This window comes from Bradyrhizobium ferriligni, from assembly GCF_056837965.1.
The window spans coordinates 1-17438 of the sequence record NZ_JBXEJO010000054.1; the positions used below are offsets into that span (position 1 = coordinate 1).

The window sequence follows — 17438 nt, forward strand, 5'->3', positions numbered from 1 at the left end:
CCTCCGATCAGCGGGCCGCCTGATCTTCACCCAACGCCATCATAGCGCTCTCGAGACCCGCGCGCATGCTTCGATCGGGCGGCCCTCGTCGTGTGCGTACTTTGTTCGTCCCCGGAGGTCTGTCTCTTCGAAAAGGTCACGTTCGGGCAGAATGTCCTGAAGAGGCTCGCGAAAGGTTACGTCATGGATGGTTATTCGACGTTCGCCTCGCTGCCGTTGAGTCCGGTTGCTTTGCAAACGCGGCACAGTTGATCGTGTTGGGTTGCGTTTCTTGAGCAAAAGCAGCAGTCGAATTTCCGGATTGAAACGTGTGCTCAGGTTGGACCGCGGTCGCGAGCGTGCAAGCAGTAACATGCCCGTAAGATCGTGGTGACGCGTTCCACCCGGGGAAGAGCGCGAAGGAGCAGCATCGTTAGCGTTTGCTAAAGCGGCGTCATAGGACTCGGGCGTGCAAAATGAAGACCACGTATATTGTCCCTCGTGTGCATTTTGTCAGGTAAGCGTCCATTACGATCGCTACTAAAAGTGCGATTATAGCCAATATCGATATCGGACCGATCCAATTCATTCTTGCAGACGAATTAGTCGCGTCGCCCTCGTCCTCTCCTGAATCAGGCAAATCTAGCAGTGCGGCCATCAACGGCGACTGCAATGACAACAAAATGCATCAAAAAGACCCGACCGCAGCCCTCGATCCATTAGAGTTTGCGTAGCTCAATTGTCGTGGCCCATTTGGGCTATAAGCTCGAATTCTCAGCTGGCCGGCGCGCTGTGCTTCCCCCAATGGCCGAAGTAACCTAGGTTGTTGACGGTATTGTTCCGCACTTGGTGTGCTCATATAGAGACGTTTCATTTTGCGGTCACAAAGGGGGCGACCGAGGTGTTTGTTGAGTTATTCTTGCCGGCGGCGGCCGGCGTTGGGCTGGGTTACTGGCTGGGTTATCGACTTGGATACACGCGCGGCATCCATGCCGCCGCCTGCATCTTCTCGAACAAAGTTGTCCGATCGAATGATGCCACATAGTCTGTGAAGCACGCGGCTGTCTGGTTGCAGGTTTGTTCGTGACCGGAGCGGTCAGCCCAGTCTTCTTGAATCATGGCCTAAACGGCGTATGACGCACAGAGGTCGGATCTCTATCGTTGCCGCGTTGCGAGCGACACAGACGTTCTCTTGGGTATGGTGTTGGTGGCACTGATCTGTTCGACATATCGAATTTCGGAAAGGGGCCAACAGCACTGAACCTCGGATAGCCACGCAGTTTGGGCCGGTAGCGATCTCTGACAACGTTGATGCGCGATGAGCTATTGCACCAGTTCGAATGATCGAGCATGCCCCCTTGAGCTTGTGTGCGAAAAGCCGTTGCAAGGCCGAGAAAGCGAAGGCAGATTTCAGTTAAACATTGAAAAGAGCAGGGCTTCTGATGAAGAATATTTTGGGTGGCGATCTTTTCATAGCCGATGGTTTTGGCTCGGCTGATCTGGGTGATCCCATATCAAGCCCAACGTCTGACAAGACGATCAGCCAAGCGGGTATCCAGATCACCCGAGATAACTATCACTGGGGCACCACCCTTGGAGTCGCAACCGGCCCCATTACATTCGGGTTCGCGCCGTCCGCAGCTGGCTATTCCGTTACTGGCCACAACGTCAGTGGGTTTTCCGCGTTTACGGCTTCAGAACAGGCGGCCGCGCGAGCAGCTTTGGCATTTTGGTCCAGTGTCTCCGGAATCACGTTTTCCGATCAGGGCAACACCAACAACGCAACTATTCTCTTCCGGAATTATAACGATCCAAATGATAGCTCCGAGGCTTTCGCGTTTTACCCTAGTTCAAACAACCAGGTGGCTACGAGTTCGGACGGCGACGTCTTCTTCAATCTAGCTTTCGCAAACGCGAATGCCATCAACCCAGGTACGTACGAATGGGAATCGATGATCCACGAGATCGGTCATGCGCTCGGGTTGGAGCACCCAGGGGCGTACAACGCGGGACCTGGCCAAACAATTACCTACAATAGCAATGCGGCATACATTGAGGATACCCGACAATACTCGGTGATGAGCTATTTCAGCGAAGTTAACACAGGGGGGGCGTTTTCTGTCTACAACGAAACGCCCGCTCTTGATGATATTGCGGCGATCCAGCGGCTCTACGGCTCAAATTATTCCACTCGAGCCGGCGACGACGTGTATGGATTCAATTCAACTGTCGGAGGCGTGTACAGCATCACATCGTCAAGTCAGCATACCGTCTTCGCGGTATGGGATGCGGGCGGTACTGATACCTTCGACTTTTCGGGTTATTCGCAAAATCAAGTCATCGATCTACGAGTAAACAACAGTACTGATATTGGTTATTTTTCGAGTACTGGCGGCGACACTGACAACATTGCCATTGCCGCGGGAGTGCTCATTGAAAACGCGGTAGGCGGAAGCGGAAACGACACGCTCTATGGCAACACAATCAACAATATACTTTCGGGAAACGGCGGATTCGATGCCGTCGTTTTTGCCGGGTCACTGAGTCAGTTCGCGATCACTGAAGGCGATAATCACCACTATGCGGTCTCTGGCAATGCCCAAGGGACTGATACGTTGAATAGCATCGAAGAGTTCATCTTTAGCGACGTTACTATCGTGGATGACGGAGTTGGCGGTCCTAGTACAACAGCGTCCCTAAACTCGAATAGCGCATTCTTAATCGGCAGCACGCAATTCGTTGGCGATCATGATTGGTTCAGCACTACGTTAAGCGCAGGACAGTCCTACACAATCCGTGAGAGCGGCACGGCAACCGGGACGGGCACCTTGTCGGACCCACTCCTAAATCTTCATGATGCGTCAGGGATCTTGGTTGCGACAGATGATGACAGTGGACCCGGGCTAAATTCCCGTATCATCTTCAATCCAAGTACAACCGGACTATACTACGTCGATGCGAGCGCGTTTGGTTCGAATACAGGCACCTACGGCGTATTCGTCGAGCCTACGCAATTTCACTACGGTGGCGCGTGGACGTCAGTCGACAATGATGGTCGTTGGTACGTCGGTGATTTCAATGGCGATAGTCTAGACGACATCTTTTCCTACTCTGCAGGGGTATCAGGGGCGGAAGTTCAGTTAAATGCCTCAGCGAACTTTGGAAGCGCAAAAAGTTGGACGCCGGCGGGTAATGGCAGCGAGGGATGGTTCGTTGGTGATTTTAACGGTGACGAAAAAAGCGACGTGCTCCGGTATGATCCAGGCATCTCCGGTGCTGAGGTTCTGCTCTCCAATGGCAGCTCGTTTGGTAGTCCGACCAATTGGACGCCAGCGGGCAATGACGGGAAATGGTACGTTGGCGACTTCAACGGCGACGGCAAGGACGACATATTCCGATACGAAGCCGGCGTCTCGGGAGCGGAGGTGCTGCTTTCAAACGGTACCGATTTCGCTAATCCGATCGATTGGACACCCGCTGGCAACGGTAGTGAGGGATGGTTCGTCGGCGATTTCAATGGTGACGGTAAGTCGGATATTCTCCGGTACGAGCCGGGAGTATCCGGCGCACACGTCTTCTTGTCGACTGGTTCCTCATTCGTCGACGCTGGTAGTTGGACTGGTGCCGGAAATAGCGGAAAGTGGTACGTTGGCGATTTCAGCGGTGATGGAAAGGACGATATTTTCAGGTATCTCCCCGGAGTATCTGGGGCAGATGTGTTTTTGTCGACCGGCTCCTCGTTCGTGTACGCCGGCAGCTGGGCGACCGCTGGCGTCGATGTGCAAGGTTGGTACGTTGGCGACTTCGATCAGGAGCCAGGTGCCGACATCTTGAGGCATGGAGGAGTTGGCGTGGGCGATATGTTTCATATTTGAGGCGTACCAGAAATCCATCGAATCTCTGGTCTGGAACAACACACTAAGTAATCTAAGCAAGGGATCGTCGTTTCGGAGAACCCTTCCAATTGAGAGACGAAGCTCCGCATAAAACAGAAATGCCGTCGCTGGTCTTGATGGGCAGCTCAAGTTAACAGTTTTGATTTAGCTCATTTCGTCACCTGGCCGCGGATCTCACCGCCCGGGTTGGCCGCGGTGTGAACGTTGACATAGTACTTGCCGGCGAGGAGATCGGCGGCCTGCGCGTCGGTCAGTGTTGCGCTGCCTTCGACAGGGCTCGACGTCGCGTTCGGGATCGCGACCGCGACACCGGAATTCTTGCCGGCCTCGGCGGGGCCGTGGAAATGCGCGGCGGTGACCGGGCCCGAGAGGCCGGAATAGGTCAGCTTCCAGCTCAACTTCTTGCTGGCGGCATCGTAGTCGATGTCGGCGGTGCCGGTGCCGGCGCTGGTATTCGGCGGCACTTCGCTCTTGCTATCCAGCTTCGCCGTGAACTTCTCGGCAAAGGCCGGACCGGCGAGGGCGATGGCGGCGCCGAGCGTCAGCGTGGCAAGCAAGGTCTTGTTCGACATGGTTCTCTCCCCTTTGACGTCACAGGATGGTTGCAATCTTCAAACAGCGGCTTTTCGGATTTATTCCCCAAATGATCGTGGGTGCGGCAAATTTGATGCGAGCTTGTCCGACTGGTTGCCATCATACTGGTCCATGAACTGACGCGACCAATGACGGATCGGTGAATGCTGCGACGAATTTTCCTCCTGGCGATACTGGCCGGCGTAATCGGCGTCGGCGTGTTCTGGTGGCTGACGATCCCCGCGACCGTTGCCGCCGGCGCGCTGCCAGCCTATCAGCCTGACCTGGCCAACGGCCTCACAACGTTCAATGCTGGAGGATGTTCCTCCTGCCATGCCGTGCCGAAGCAGGACGACCGCACGAGGCTCGGCGGCGGGCTCGCGATCACCTCGCCGTTCGGTACATTCTATGCGCCGAATATCTCGCCCGACCCGAACGACGGCATCGGCCGCTGGAGCGAGGCCGATTTCGTCACGGCGGTCATGAAGGGCACCTCGCCATCGGGCGCGCACTATTTCCCGGCGTTTCCGTACCCGTCCTATCAGCACGCCAAGGTCAGCGATGTGCGCGACCTGTTCGCCTATCTGAAGACCTTGCCGCCGGTCGCCGGCAAGGTGCGCGACCACGATTTGCCGTTTCCGTTCAACATCAGGCGCAATGTCGGCGTCTGGAAATTCCTGTTCATGAACGGCAAGCCGTTCATCGCGGATGCAAGCCGCTCGGCGCATTGGTATCGCGGCGCCTATCTCGTCAACAGCTTCGGCCATTGCGCCGAGTGCCACAGCCCGCGCAATGTCCTCGGCGGCATCGTCACCGCGCAGCGCTTCGCCGGTGGTCCGAATCCGGAGGGCGAAGGCTGGGTGCCCAACATCACGCCGAGGGGGATCTCGGACTGGAGTGTGAAGGATATCGCCTATTTCCTCGAGAGCGGCCAGACGCCGGACGGCGATAGCGCGGGCGGATCCATGGTGCGCGTGATCCGCAATACCTCGCAACTCTCGTCGTCCGACCGCGACGCGATCGCCGAGTACATCAAGTCGCTGCCGCCGGTCGAGGGACCGCCGAAGCCGGTGAAGAAGGAGAAGGAGTCAGCGGGATGAGCTTTGGTTGAACCGGCTCGCCGCGGTTTCGGTTCACCTCTCCCAAGGGAGAGGTGAACTTTCGACGCCGTTCAAGCTCGACCCAATCTCATCATGCTCTCGTGGGCGCGATCTACTTCGCGCCGAACGCCTTGAAGGTGATGATGGTGAGAGTGTCCTGGATGCCCGGGATCACCTGAACCTTCTCGTTGATGAAATGGCCGATGTCGGTGTCGTGGTCGACGTAGAACTTGACCAGGAGGTCGTAGTTGCCCGCGGTGGAATAGATCTCGGACGCAATCTCGGCCTCCGCCAGCGCGTTGGCGACGGTGTAGGACTGGCCGAGCTTGCATTTGATCTGGACGAAGAAAGGAACCATCAAAGTCGTCTCCGGGGATTTCCGCGACTATAGGCCAAAAACGGGCGGCCAAGGCAAGGGGACAAGAAGGGGCAAGGCAGCGTCAAGGCAAGGCCAACCCGCGGTAAAGTCAGGCGAACTTGCCGTCGATCCGCGGCCGGGCTAGGACAGGCCATGGTCTTGTTCGCGATGGTCGCATTCGTATCAACCGCCGGTGCTGCACGATGACGCCGGTCGCGCTCACCATTGCCGGCTCGGACTCCTCGGGCGGGGCGGGCATCCAGGCCGACCTCAAGAGCTTTGCCGCGCTCGGGGTCTATGGCGCCTCCGCGATCACGGCGCTGACCGCGCAGAACACCACGGGGGTCAGCGGCATCCATCCGGTGCCAGCGTCATTCGTCACCGCCCAGATCGATGCGGTGTTCTCCGACCTCGAGGTCGGCGCGGTCAAGATCGGGATGGTGGCACAGGCCGAGACGATTGCGGCGATCGCCGATGGGCTGACGCGCTGGGCGCCGCGCCATGTCGTGCTCGATCCGGTGATGGTCGCAACCTCGGGCGATCGGCTGCTTGCCGCCGAGGCGGTCGATGCGCTGAAGACCCTGCTGTTTCCGCTGGCCTCGCTGATCACGCCGAACCTACCTGAAGCGGCGGCGCTCTTGAGCGAGCCGGTCGCCGAGAGCGAGGCCGACGTCGAGCGACAAGGCAAGCGATTGCTGGCGATGGGATGTCGCGCGGTGCTGGTCAAGGGCGGCCACGGCCACGGCGCCGACAGCATCGACTATCTGATCGACGCCGGGCGCAGCATCGCGCTGGCTGCGCCGCGGATTGCGACCGCCAATACGCATGGCACCGGCTGCTCGCTGTCCTCGGCAATCGCAGCAGGGCTCGCGAAGGGCGAGAGCATGGAGACCTCCGTACGCCACGCCAAGGCCTGGATCACCGAAGCAATCGCCGCTGCCGATCGTTTTGCCGTCGGCCACGGCCATGGGCCGGTGCATCACTTTCACAAATATTATTGAGGCTCTTGTAGCCCGGATGGAGCCAACGGGTCGCGCGAACGCGCGCCCGATGACAGGCTCCGCGAAATCCGGGGCTGCACTTTCCGCGGATGCAGAACCCCGGATTACGCTTCGCTTCATCCGGGCTACGCATTCATCGCCGCTTCGAATTCGCGTCGTTCCATCGCGTTACGCAGGCAACACAACGCCTCTTCCACACAGCCGCGGCCGCCGATGTCGCCAGATTGTCGCACGCTGCTGTTATCCGCAGGGCAGGGGCGTACTGCTGATTCTCGTTAACTGTTTGTGGGGCCTTGGGTCGCGGGGATCGTCATCGCCTTGTCACAGGAATCTGTTAGGTGCACAGGCATGGGAAGTGACTCCTTGAGTGAAGAAAGTCCCGAGCGGCACTTTCGCACTTTGTTTATCTCCGATGTCCATCTCGGAGCCCGCGGTTCGCAAGCCGACCGCCTGCTGGACTTCCTCCGCTTCCACGATGCCGACACGATCTACCTCGTTGGTGATATCGTCGACGGCTGGGCGCTGAAGTCGAACTGGTACTGGCCGCAGACCCATAACGATTTCGTGCAGAAGATGCTGCGCAAGGCGCGCAAGGGCGCCAAGGTGATCTACGTCCCGGGCAACCACGACGAGTTCCTGCGCAAATATTACGGCACGCATTTCGGCGGCATCGACGTGGTGGAGAACACGGTCCACACCGGCGCCGACGGCAAGCGCTACCTGGTGATCCACGGCGACATTTTCGATCTCGTGGTGCAGAACGCGCGCTGGCTCGCCCATCTCGGCGACAAGGCCTACGACTTCGCGATCCAGATGAATCGCTTCGTCAACTTCTTCCGCAAGATGTTCGGCGTGCCGTACTGGTCGCTGTCGCAATGGGCAAAGCTGAAGGTCAAGAAGGCGGTGAACTATATCGGCGCGTTCGAGGCGACGCTTGCCGGCGAGGCACGACGCCACGGCTGCGACGGCGTGATCTGCGGCCACATCCACTACGCGACGATTCATGACGAGCACGGCATCCGCTACATGAATTGCGGCGACTGGGTGGAGAGCTGCACCGCGCTCGCCGAGCATGAGGACGGCCATTTCGAGATCATCACCTGGACCGACCCGGTGCGCCGGATCGCGCCGGTTCAGCGAGTGACGGCACGCGCTGCATGACGCATATCCTGGTCGCGACCGATGCGTGGCATCCCCAGATCAACGGGGTTGTCCGCACGCTGACCATGATGGCACAGGCGGCGAAATCGCTCGGCGTCGAGGTGAGCTTCCTGACGCCGGACGAGTTCCGCACCTTCGCGATGCCGAGCTATCGCGATCTCCGGCTGGCGCTGCCCTACCGGGCCAAGGTCGCAAGTCTGATCGAGGCGGCGAGGCCCGACAGCATCCATATCGCGACTGAGGGCCCGATCGGGCTTGCGGTGCGCCGCTATTGCCGCAAGCGCGGCCTGCCGTTCACGACGAGCTTCCATACCCGCTTCCCCGAATACGTCTCGGCGCGGACGCCTGTCCCGGAAGCCTGGGTGTGGCGGGCGCTGCGCTGGTTCCACAGGCCGAGCCGGGCGGTGATGGCGGCGACCCCGGCGCTGGCGGCCGAGTTGCGTCAGCGCGGCTTCCGCAACGTGGTGCTCTGGTCGCGCGGCGTCGATACCGCGCTGTTCCATCCGCGCGACGTCGATCTCTGCCTGCCGCAGCCGGTCTATCTCAGCGTCGGCCGGGTGGCGGTGGAGAAGAACCTGGATGCCTTCCTCGATCTCGATTTGCCGGGAACCAAGGTCGTGGTCGGCGACGGCCCGGCGCGGGCGGCACTGGAGCGGAAATATCCGGACGCCGTGTTCCTCGGCGCCCGCCATGGAGAAGAATTGGCTGAGATCTATGCCGCGGCCGATGCGTTCGTTTTCCCGAGCCGGACCGATACGTTCGGTCTGGTGCTGCTTGAAGCGTTGGCGAGCGGCCTGCCGGTTGCCGCTTTTCCGGTCACCGGTCCCCGCGACGTGATCGGCGCGGCGCCGGTCGGTGTGCTCGACGAGGATTTGCGCCATGCCTGCCTCAAGGCGCTCAGCATCCCGCGGCAGGCCTGCGTCGATTTCGCCGCGCTCCACACCTGGCAGGCGTCGGCCCGGGTGTTCATCGACCGTTGCATGAACGTCCGTCCTGCGCCGCCGGATGGCGAGGGGGAGGCGTTCGAATTTGGTGCCGAAGAGCACCATTTCGCCGTCCTGCCGACACCTCAGCCAAACTCGCGCTAGTTGGGTCACGCTAAAGCGTCTTGCCCGCCGGCCCGTCGCCGCGATACAAATCGCGAATGACGGACACCGTTCTCAATCCACCCGTCGCTGCCGCGGACATCGATGCCGCCGCAAGGGTGGTCGCGCCGTTCGCGGTGCGCACGCCGCTCCTGACCTTCCCCGTTCTCAACGAACGCGTCGGCACCCAGGTCTTCCTCAAGCCCGAAATGCTGCAGCGGACCGGATCGTTCAAGTTTCGCGGCGCCTTCAACAAGCTCGCCTCGATCCCGCAGGACAAGCGGAGCGGCGGCGTCGTCGCGTTCTCCTCGGGCAACCACGCCCAGGGCGTCGCCGCTGCGGCCAAGATCCTCAACATGCAGGCGACCATCGTGATGCCTGCGGACTCGCCGATCACAAAGCGCGAGCGCACCAAATCCTATGGCGCCGAAGTCGTGCTCTACGACCGCGATCGCGACGACCGCGAGGCGATCGCCAATGGCATTGCCGGCAAGCGCGGCGCGACCTTGGTGCGCCCCTACGACGATCCCTTCGTGATCGCGGGCCAGGGCACCGCCGGCCGCGAGATCGCCGAGGACATGGCTGCGCTCGGACTGACGCCCGACATCGTGGTCGCGCCGGCTTCAGGTGGCGGATTGATCGCCGGCGTCGCAACCGCGGTGAAGGCGAAATATCCGCAGGCCCAGGTGATCGTCGCCGAGCCCGCGGGCTATGACGATCACGCCCTGTCGCTTAAGGTCGGACATCGCGAAGCGCATCCGGTCGCGGCGCGGACCATCTGCGATGCGCTGATGGCGATGATGCCGGGCGAGCTGACCTTCGCCATCAACAGCAAGCTGCTGGCGAACGGTGTCAACGCCACCGATGACGAGGTCGGCGCCGCCGTCGCCTTCGCCTACCGCGAGCTGAAGCTCGTGGTCGAGCCCGGCGGCGCGGTCGGGCTCGCCGCGCTGCTCGCGGGACGGATCGACACCAAGGGCAAGAACGTCGTCATCGTGCTCTCGGGCGGCAATGTCGACGCCGACCTGTTCGCGAAACTCGTTGCCTGACACCGGGTTAGGCACAGACGCTGCCGCGGTACATGAGCTGGCTCACGTTGCGTGCGCAGGTCCATGGGACATAAATGCTTCGCGCGCCAGTCGTCATGCGCGGGTCAAGCCCGGCAATGAGAGGATATGAAAAGTCGAGGTTACGAGAAGAACGCGATCTTCTCGGCCTGGCTCATGCGGCGGATCGGCGCGAGTGGATCGTTGGCCGCGACGCTTGGCCTTTTCAGAAGACCGCTGGCGATGATCGTCGAGCCGAGTGAGATCTCTGCTGCGGGAACAGGGGCAGGCTCAACGGCGGGCGGGAGAGGCGGCGGCATCACCAGAGTCTCGGCAATCGGCGCCGCCGCTCGCGGTGCCGGCTCCATCCTGACTTCGGCTCTGATCTCGACCTTCGGCGCCGGTGCAGGCTCGGGCTGAATGGCCGGCGCAACCATTTCGGGCTCGGCCGCCATCGCCTCGGCGACACGCATCTCCTCGGCGGCGCGCATTTCCTCCGCGATCGCCTCTTCGTCGATCGGATCGGGCGCACCCATCTCCATCGCGATCAGGTCGAGCACCGCCTCGTCATGGGCGTCGGCCGTCGCTTCGTCGGTGACGCGGGCGAGTTCTGCGGCCTCGGCTTCGGCCAGCGCGGCTTCAGCCTTGATCCAGGCTTCGCTCGGCTGCGGCATCACGGCCGTAGCGGCCTCGGTGACGGGCACGGCGGCGGGAATCGCGGCTTCGACGTTCGGCGTCGCAGCGGCCTCCTGAGGCGGCGCTGGCGGCGTAGCGGCCATATCGGGTGCTGCACTTCCGGCCACCGGTGGCGACGCGGGGGCCGCTGCCGGCGGCTCCGCAACCGGCGCCTCGGCCACATCAGGCTCGGCCGCAGGCGTCGCCGCCTTGTCCGGATTGAACTCGCTCAGGCGGCGTGCCAGCGCAGCGAAGCCGGCATCCAGTACGGCCTTGGCGTCGCCCATCGAGACCTCGGCAGCACCGGCCTCGATCGCGCTGACCTGCGAATCGATGATGTCGCAGATCCGGCCGTCATTGCCGATCTCGCGCAGCCGCCAGGAGATCTCCCTGATCACCCGCACGCCCTTGCGCACCGGCGCGAGGCTCTGCTCGAAGCTGATGCCGTCGAGCGCGGCGATGGCGGAGGCCTGGGCGGCCTCGATTGCGCCGCGCAGGGCGGCCAGCGCCTGCGCCAGCTGCTCGTCCCTGATCGCCGCTGCGGCGGCTTGCCGCTGCGCGCTGAGGCTTTCCTCGATCCGCGCCACGGCATCGAGCACCATGCGGGTATCGGCATTGCGGTTGCGCTTGGCGTATTCGCCGAGGAACCAGCGGCCCCGCGAGGTTTCCATGAAGGCCGCGCTGATCGCAGCATAGTCCTCCTCGCTCGGCAGGGCCGCGCGGGCGGATATCGGCGACAGGGCGAATGCTTCTTCGGCCATCACAATCTCTCCGCGCAAATCACTGCGCGTTACGTTAACGATCACCACGATATCGCGCGAATCGCAATTGAATTGATGTCTTCCGAATCACAAATCCCCATCGCAGCAAAGGTTGCATCGCGGCGATTCGCGAACCGACTCGCGACATTCTACGCCACGCTGTTCGGCATGACCGGGGTCCACCTGCCGTTTTTCACGGTGTGGCTGAAGGCGATCGGCATCGACGCCACCTGGATCGGCATCATCACCGCGGTGCCGCCGGTGACGCGCTTCACCGTGCTGCCGCTGGTCACCGCGGCGGCGGAACGGCGCCAGATGCTGCGCGGCGCGATCATCGCCACCGGATTCGCCACGGCGTTCGGCTTTGCCGTGATCGGCACCCAGCACCAGCCGTTCGTGCTGCTGGCGATCTATGCGCTGACCTGCTGCGTCTGGACGCCGATGGTGCCGCTCACCGACGCCTATGCGCTGCGCGGCGTCAGGCAATTCGGCCTCAACTACGGACCGCTGCGGCTCTGGGGCTCGGCCGCCTTCGCGGTCTGCGCGCTGGTGAGCGGCTTCCTGCTCCGCTATGTCGCGGAGGTCGACCTGATCTGGATCGTCACGGCCGTGACGATGCTCGGCGCGCTGGTCGGGCTGACGCTGCGGCCGCTGGGCCGCCCGGTGGCAGCCGCCACACCTGCGGCCGGCGCGCCAAAACTGCTGCGCAATCCCGCCTTCCTCGCCATCATCGTATCCTCGGCGCTGATCCAGGGCAGCCACGGCGCCTATTACATCTTCGCATCGATCGCCTGGCAGCAGGCCGGCTTCAGCGGCCTGACGATCGCTTGTCTCTGGGTGCTCGGCGTGATCGCCGAGATCGTGCTGTTTGCGGCCTCGCCGCGCTTCACGCTGCCGTCGGCTGTGCTGGTGATGATCGCGGCGTCCAGTGCCGCGGCGCGCTGGGCGATCACCGCGCAGGACCCGCCGCTTGCGGTGCTTGCAGTGGTGCAGCTCGGACACGGGCTGAGCTTCGGCCTGACCCAGGTCGGCATCATGGGCCTGATGGTGCACCACGTGCCGGTTCACGTGATGGCGCGCGCGCAAGGCTATCTCACCGCCTGCGGCGGCATTGTCGCGAGCACCACGGCGATCGTCAGCGGCATGGTCTATGCGCGCTTCGGGCTCGGCGTCTACGACATGATGGCGGCAATGGCGGCCACAGGCGGGCTCGTGATGTGGCTGGCGCGCAAGCGCTTCATAGCGTTTTCAAGCGAAGTGGGGACCGGTTCGCGCTAGGAAAACGCGTCAACAAGAGAGCCGATTAGCCCCAGAGCGCGGCGTCGGGCGGGTAGACCAGGCTGCCCTCGTAGCGCAGGCCGTGGTCGCGGTCCTTCGCCAGCAGCAGCGGGCCGTCGAGGTCGACGAAGCGTGCGGCTTGCGCGATCAGCATCGCCGGTGCCATCGCGAGCGAGGTCGCGACCATGCAGCCGATCATGATCTCGAAGCCGAGCGCACGGGCGGCATCCGCCATCGCAAGCGCTTCGGTCAGGCCGCCGGTCTTGTCGAGCTTGATGTTGACGGCGTCATAGCGGCCGCGCAGGCCGGCAAGCGAGGCGCGGTCGTGCACGCTCTCGTCGGCGCAGATCGCAACCGGGCGCCCGATCCGCGCCAGCGCCTCGTCCTTGCCCGCCGGCAGCGGCTGCTCGATCAGGGTGACGCCGGCATCGGCGCAGGCCGCGAGATTGGCGGCGAGGTTATCCTCGGTCCAGGCTTCGTTGGCGTCGACGATCAGCTCGGATCGAGGCGCCGCTTTGCGCACGGCGGCGATCCGTGCGCCATCGCCATCACCGCCGAGCTTGATCTTGAGCAACTGGCGATGCGCAGCCTTCGCGGTGGCCTCCGCCATCGCCTCGGGCGTCCCGAGCGAGATCGTATAGGCGGTGGTGCGCGGCTCCGGCGCGGGCCGGCCGAGCAGGTTCCAGATCCGTTTGTCGGCGCGTTTGGCCTCAAGGTCCGCCAGCGCACAATCCAGCGCATTGCGGGCGGCGCCGGCAGGCATCCGGGCCTGCAAGGCGATGCGGTCCATGCCGCCTGCGAGCGGCGCCTGCATCGCCTGGATCGCCTGCAGCGTCGCCTCGGGCGTTTCGCCATAGCGCGGGTAGGGCACGCATTCGCCGCGGCCAATGAGGCCGCCCTGGCTTAGCTCGGCGACCACGACGATGGCCTCGGTTTTGGCGCCGCGGCTGATCGTGAAGGTCCCCGCGATCGGCCAGCGCTCGATCCGACTGGTCAGGGAAATTGCTCCGGATGGGGTGGAAGTCATTTTAAAGTCTACTATTTCCTGAACCGTAGCTTGCGACGCGCAGCCAACTATGGCTGTTTAGCGGCAGATTCGACAAGCCGATCCGGCAGCGCCGGAGATCAGCGTTAGCGGCAGCCAGCCGGCTTGAGGGGTAGGCAAAAGGTGAGCGGCGACCCGACACTGGAGCGGATAGCCCAAGGCGAAGGACTGGCGTTGTGTGCGGCGGGCAACTGGACCGCCCGCTTTGCCCCTGCGCTCGAGCGGATCGTCTCCGACGCGGAGAAGCTGCGCGGCAGCCGGCCGCACATCTTCATCGACGTGTCGCAGGTCGCGAGCCTCGACACCTTCGGCGCCTGGCTGATCGAGCGGTTGCGCCGCAGCCTCAGCGACGCCAGCGCGGAAGCCGAGATCGCGGGCCTGTCGGCCAATTATTCCAGCCTAGTCGACGAGGTCCGCCGCGTCGGTCCCGCGCCCAGGGTCGTCAGCGACCCGCTGTCGATATCGGGCATGCTCGAGCAGATCGGGCGCACCGTGGCCGGGATCGGCGGCACGATCGTCGGTCTCGTCGACATGCTCGGCGCGGTGCTGGTGGCCGCGGGCAAGGTGCTGATCCATCCGCGCAGCTTCCGCCTAACCTCGACGGTGCATCACCTCGAGCAGGTGTGCTGGCGCGCGGTGCCGATCGTGGTGCTGATCACCTTCCTGATCGGCTGCATCATCTCGCAGCAGGGCATCTTCCACTTCCGCAGGTTCGGCGCCGACATCTTCGTCGTCGACATGCTGGGCGTCTTGGTGCTGCGCGAGATCGGCGTGCTGCTGGTCGCGATCATGGTCGCGGGCCGTTCCGGCTCGGCCTATACCGCCGAGCTCGGCTCGATGAAGATGCGCGAGGAGATCGACGCGCTGCGCACCATGGGCTTCGATCCGATCGAGGTCTTGATCCTGCCGCGCATGCTGGCGCTGGTGCTGGCGCTGCCGATCCTGGCCTTCCTCGGCGCGATGGCCGCGCTCTATGGCGGCGGCCTGGTGGCCTGGCTCTATGGCGGCGTCGATCCGGAGGCCTTCCTGCTCCGCCTTCGTGATGCCATATCGATCGACCATTTCATCGTCGGCATGGTCAAGGCGCCCGTCATGGCGGCGGTGATCGGCATCGTCGCCTGCGTCGAGGGGCTTGCGGTGCAGGGCTCGGCGGAGTCGCTCGGCCAGCACACCACCGCGTCGGTGGTGAAAGGGATCTTCTTCGTGATCGTGATGGACGGCGTGTTCGCGATCTTCTTCGCCTCGATCGGGATGTGATCATGGCGGAAGAGGACAACGATGCCATCATCCGGGTCCGCGACATCACCGTTCAATTCGGCAACACGCGGGTGCTCGACGGCCTCAACCTCGACGTCAGGCGCGGCGAGATCCTCGGCTTCGTCGGACCCTCGGGCGCCGGCAAGTCGGTGCTGACGCGCACCATCATCGGGCTCGTGCCGAAAGTCGCCGGCCGCATCGAGGTGTTCGGTATCGATCTCGACGCCGCGAGCACCTCGCAGCGCCGTGCCGTCGAGCGGCGCTGGGGCATCCTGTTCCAGCAGGGCGCGCTGTTCTCCTCGCTCACGGTGCGCCAGAACATCCAGTTTCCGGCGCGCGAATATCTGCGCGTCTCGCAGCGGCTGCTCGACGAGATCATGGTGGCGAAACTCGTGATGGTCGGGCTGAAGCCGGAAGTCGCCGATCGTTATCCGTCGGAATTGTCGGGCGGCATGATCAAGCGCGTCGCGCTGGCGCGGGCACTCGCGCTCGATCCAGAGCTCGTGTTTCTCGACGAGCCGACCTCGGGTCTCGATCCGATCGGCGCCGGCGAGTTTGACGAGCTGGTGCGCACCCTGCAGCGCACTTTGGGGCTGACCGTTTTCATGGTAACGCACGATCTCGACAGTCTTTACACCGCGTGCGACCGTATCGCCGTTTTAGGGAACGGTAAGATCATTGCTGCAGGATCGATCGCCGACATGAAGGCATCGCAGCATCCATGGCTGCAGCAATATTTCAACGGCAAGCGCGCCCGTGCCGTTGTGGCCTAGCCCATGATCCCGAAACCTGGAGCCGATTTTCGGACGAGATCATGCGCCAACAGGGAATTCGACGGGCTCGAGCGCAGCCGGCTGCGCGAGGGCCCAAGAGTGATCAACGCGAGTAATTGATGGAAACGCGGGCGAACTACGTCTTGATCGGGGCTTTCACGCTGGCGGTGATCGCCGCCGCGTTCGGCTTCGTGCTGTGGTTCCAGAGCCTGCACACCACCAAGCAGCGCAGTCCCTTGCGGGTGATCTTCGAAGGGCCGGCGTCAGGCCTGCGCAACGGCGGCAATGTCAATTTTAACGGTATTCGGATAGGGGAAGTGGTCTCGGTGAAGCTCGACAACCCGCGCCGCGTGGTCGCGCTGGCGATGATCGAGAACAACGCACCGCTCCGCAAGGACACCCTGGTCGGTCTCGAGTTCCAGGGTCTCACCGGCGTCGCCGCGATTTCGCTCAAGGGCGGCGAGGAGGCCGCCCCGCCGGTGCCGCTGGACGAGGACGGCATCCCGGTTCTGACCGCCGACCCGAATGCGCTGCAGGACGTCACCGAGGCGATCCGCGCCACCCTGCAAAACGTCAACCGCATCGTCGCCGACAATCAGCAGTCGGTGAAGAACTCGCTGAAGAATCTCGAGGTCTTCACCCAGGCGCTGGCGCGCAATTCCGAGAAGATCGACAATGTCATGCTCAAGGTCGACGGCGTGATGGGCAAGGCCGACAGCCTGATGCTGGGCCTCAATGCGATCGCGGGCGGCAACAATGGCAGCGAGCTGAACCTGATGGTGAAGTCGATCCGCGAGCTCGCCGAGGATCTCGACAAGCGCTCCAATCTCCTGATCAACGACGGCCGCAGGACGCTGTCCGACATCAGCCGCGCGGTGAACAATTTCGACCGCAACCCGAGCCGGGTGATCTTCGGCGGCAGCAACAACGCCGCACCCGAGCCCGCGCCGGCACCGGCCGCGCCCGGGCCGCGGCGGCGGCAGTAGGCCGCGCGGCCCTTCTTGTACCGACGACCGCCGCACCTCCTACTGGGGCGCCTGTGATGGCTCGAGTGTTTCCGGAGCGAAGCGGCGATAGCGGTCGTCTGGATCCGTCTGCTCCGAGTGGATCCTCAAGCTGCGGATCTGGTGGGGATTGGATGCGGGACTGATGAGGCCCTGTGTTACCGGCCATTCGCGGCCGGTCGCATCGTGGGCCTGATCGTGCTCCGGCCTGACAGGCGTCGCTCGAACGACATGCGCATTGGCCGCAGGCTTGCTGTCTTCCGTTATTCTGACGGTCCGGATTTTGGACGGCTGGATCGGATCCGCCGTCGCAACCGCGGCCAACCCAATTGTCCCGAGTAGCGTCAGCGCGACGAAGGGGCGCCGGCTTGCGCGCAGCATCTGAACCCTCTCAGCTCGTTCCGCAATCTTAGTCCGGCGTCGCTCAAAAGCAAAACGGAGGCATC

General features: G+C 62.9%; 15 protein-coding genes. 10 read left to right on the forward strand and 5 right to left on the reverse strand.

Annotation, left to right across the window (positions count from 1 at the left end; translation table 11 throughout):
* Positions 1-1421 precede the first annotated feature (1421 nt).
* Positions 1422-3854: a M10 family metallopeptidase C-terminal domain-containing protein gene (locus AC1VNY_RS28470; RefSeq protein ID WP_018272607.1), complete on the forward strand. Its 2433-nt coding sequence runs from the start codon at positions 1422-1424 to the stop codon at positions 3852-3854.
* Positions 3855-4024: 170 nt separating this feature from the next.
* On the opposite strand, the gene AC1VNY_RS28475 is transcribed toward AC1VNY_RS28470, so the two are convergent.
* Positions 4025-4447, reverse strand: a complete 423-nt coding sequence (locus AC1VNY_RS28475) for a CHRD domain-containing protein (RefSeq protein ID WP_018272606.1) — start codon at positions 4445-4447, stop codon at positions 4025-4027.
* A 165-nt stretch (positions 4448-4612) separates the two neighbouring features.
* Between AC1VNY_RS28475 and AC1VNY_RS28480 the strand changes: the two genes are divergently transcribed.
* Complete coding sequence (locus AC1VNY_RS28480; protein ID WP_038385536.1) at positions 4613-5548, forward strand: c-type cytochrome; 936 nt, start codon at positions 4613-4615, stop codon at positions 5546-5548.
* 112 nt (positions 5549-5660) lie between these two features.
* On the opposite strand, the gene AC1VNY_RS28485 is transcribed toward AC1VNY_RS28480, so the two are convergent.
* Positions 5661-5906 carry an Lrp/AsnC ligand binding domain-containing protein gene (locus AC1VNY_RS28485; protein ID WP_016845986.1) on the reverse strand — a complete coding sequence of 82 codons (246 nt, stop codon included), beginning with the start codon at positions 5904-5906 and terminating at the stop codon, positions 5661-5663.
* Positions 5907-6109: 203 nt separating this feature from the next.
* Between AC1VNY_RS28485 and thiD the strand changes: the two genes are divergently transcribed.
* From thiD to AC1VNY_RS28505, 4 genes are all read left to right on the forward strand, one after another.
* Positions 6110-6907: a bifunctional hydroxymethylpyrimidine kinase/phosphomethylpyrimidine kinase gene (thiD, locus tag AC1VNY_RS28490; RefSeq protein WP_482407684.1), complete on the forward strand. Its 798-nt coding sequence runs from the start codon at positions 6110-6112 to the stop codon at positions 6905-6907.
* A gap of 348 nt (positions 6908-7255) precedes the next feature.
* The gene (locus AC1VNY_RS28495; RefSeq protein WP_482407685.1) at positions 7256-8068 is read left to right on the forward strand and encodes a UDP-2,3-diacylglucosamine diphosphatase; all 813 of its coding nucleotides are present in this window, start codon (positions 7256-7258) and stop codon (positions 8066-8068) included.
* Positions 8065-9156, forward strand: a complete 1092-nt coding sequence (locus AC1VNY_RS28500; protein ID WP_482407686.1) for a glycosyltransferase family 4 protein — start codon at positions 8065-8067, stop codon at positions 9154-9156. The genes AC1VNY_RS28495 and AC1VNY_RS28500 overlap by 4 nt, the downstream gene beginning before the upstream one ends.
* A gap of 56 nt (positions 9157-9212) precedes the next feature.
* A complete protein-coding gene (locus AC1VNY_RS28505; RefSeq protein WP_482407687.1) occupies positions 9213-10202 on the forward strand; it encodes a threonine/serine dehydratase family protein in 990 nt (329 codons plus the stop codon).
* Between the two features lie 140 nt (positions 10203-10342).
* Here AC1VNY_RS28505 and AC1VNY_RS28510 read toward each other — a convergent pair whose 3' ends face one another.
* The gene (locus tag AC1VNY_RS28510) at positions 10343-11635 is read right to left on the reverse strand and encodes a hypothetical protein (protein WP_482407688.1); all 1293 of its coding nucleotides are present in this window, start codon (positions 11633-11635) and stop codon (positions 10343-10345) included.
* Positions 11636-11710: 75 nt separating this feature from the next.
* On the opposite strand from AC1VNY_RS28510, the gene AC1VNY_RS28515 reads away from it, so the two are divergent.
* Entirely contained in the window at positions 11711-12913 is a 1203-nt protein-coding gene (locus tag AC1VNY_RS28515; protein WP_482407689.1) for an MFS transporter, read from the forward strand.
* Positions 12914-12938: 25 nt separating this feature from the next.
* On the opposite strand, the gene dgcA is transcribed toward AC1VNY_RS28515, so the two are convergent.
* On the reverse strand, positions 12939-13940 hold the full coding sequence (dgcA, locus tag AC1VNY_RS28520) for an N-acetyl-D-Glu racemase DgcA (RefSeq protein WP_482407690.1): 1002 nt from the start codon (positions 13938-13940) through the stop codon (positions 12939-12941).
* A 141-nt stretch (positions 13941-14081) separates the two neighbouring features.
* Between dgcA and AC1VNY_RS28525 the strand changes: the two genes are divergently transcribed.
* The 3 genes from AC1VNY_RS28525 (at position 14082) to AC1VNY_RS28535 (ending at position 16974) form a co-directional block, all read left to right on the forward strand.
* A complete protein-coding gene (locus AC1VNY_RS28525; protein WP_482407691.1) occupies positions 14082-15215 on the forward strand; it encodes an MlaE family ABC transporter permease in 1134 nt (377 codons plus the stop codon).
* A 2-nt stretch (positions 15216-15217) separates the two neighbouring features.
* On the forward strand, positions 15218-15988 hold the full coding sequence (locus AC1VNY_RS28530; RefSeq protein WP_429036888.1) for an ABC transporter ATP-binding protein: 771 nt from the start codon (positions 15218-15220) through the stop codon (positions 15986-15988).
* A gap of 119 nt (positions 15989-16107) precedes the next feature.
* On the forward strand, positions 16108-16974 hold the full coding sequence (locus AC1VNY_RS28535) for an MlaD family protein (protein ID WP_018272595.1): 867 nt from the start codon (positions 16108-16110) through the stop codon (positions 16972-16974).
* A 39-nt stretch (positions 16975-17013) separates the two neighbouring features.
* Here AC1VNY_RS28535 and AC1VNY_RS28540 read toward each other — a convergent pair whose 3' ends face one another.
* On the reverse strand, positions 17014-17373 hold the full coding sequence (locus tag AC1VNY_RS28540; RefSeq protein WP_482407692.1) for a hypothetical protein: 360 nt from the start codon (positions 17371-17373) through the stop codon (positions 17014-17016).
* Positions 17374-17438: the final 65 nt, after the last annotated feature.

Bases quoted from the DNA above. Each gene is read 5' to 3' on its own strand.
- AC1VNY_RS28470 (WP_018272607.1), top strand. From the start codon at position 1,422: ATGAAGAATATTTTGGGTGGCGATCTTTTCATAGCCGATGGTTTTGGC.
- AC1VNY_RS28475 (WP_018272606.1), bottom strand. From the start codon at position 4,447: ATGTCGAACAAGACCTTGCTTGCCACGCTGACGCTCGGCGCCGCCATC.
- AC1VNY_RS28480 (WP_038385536.1), top strand. From the start codon at position 4,613: ATGCTGCGACGAATTTTCCTCCTGGCGATACTGGCCGGCGTAATCGGC.
- AC1VNY_RS28485 (WP_016845986.1), bottom strand. From the start codon at position 5,906: ATGGTTCCTTTCTTCGTCCAGATCAAATGCAAGCTCGGCCAGTCCTAC.
- thiD (WP_482407684.1), top strand. From the start codon at position 6,110: ATGACGCCGGTCGCGCTCACCATTGCCGGCTCGGACTCCTCGGGCGGG.
- AC1VNY_RS28495 (WP_482407685.1), top strand. From the start codon at position 7,256: ATGGGAAGTGACTCCTTGAGTGAAGAAAGTCCCGAGCGGCACTTTCGC.
- AC1VNY_RS28500 (WP_482407686.1), top strand. From the start codon at position 8,065: ATGACGCATATCCTGGTCGCGACCGATGCGTGGCATCCCCAGATCAAC.
- AC1VNY_RS28505 (WP_482407687.1), top strand. From the start codon at position 9,213: ATGACGGACACCGTTCTCAATCCACCCGTCGCTGCCGCGGACATCGAT.
- AC1VNY_RS28510 (WP_482407688.1), bottom strand. From the start codon at position 11,635: ATGGCCGAAGAAGCATTCGCCCTGTCGCCGATATCCGCCCGCGCGGCC.
- AC1VNY_RS28515 (WP_482407689.1), top strand. From the start codon at position 11,711: ATGTCTTCCGAATCACAAATCCCCATCGCAGCAAAGGTTGCATCGCGG.
- dgcA (WP_482407690.1), bottom strand. From the start codon at position 13,940: ATGACTTCCACCCCATCCGGAGCAATTTCCCTGACCAGTCGGATCGAG.
- AC1VNY_RS28530 (WP_429036888.1), top strand. From the start codon at position 15,218: ATGGCGGAAGAGGACAACGATGCCATCATCCGGGTCCGCGACATCACC.
- AC1VNY_RS28535 (WP_018272595.1), top strand. From the start codon at position 16,108: ATGGAAACGCGGGCGAACTACGTCTTGATCGGGGCTTTCACGCTGGCG.
- AC1VNY_RS28540 (WP_482407692.1), bottom strand. From the start codon at position 17,373: ATGCTGCGCGCAAGCCGGCGCCCCTTCGTCGCGCTGACGCTACTCGGG.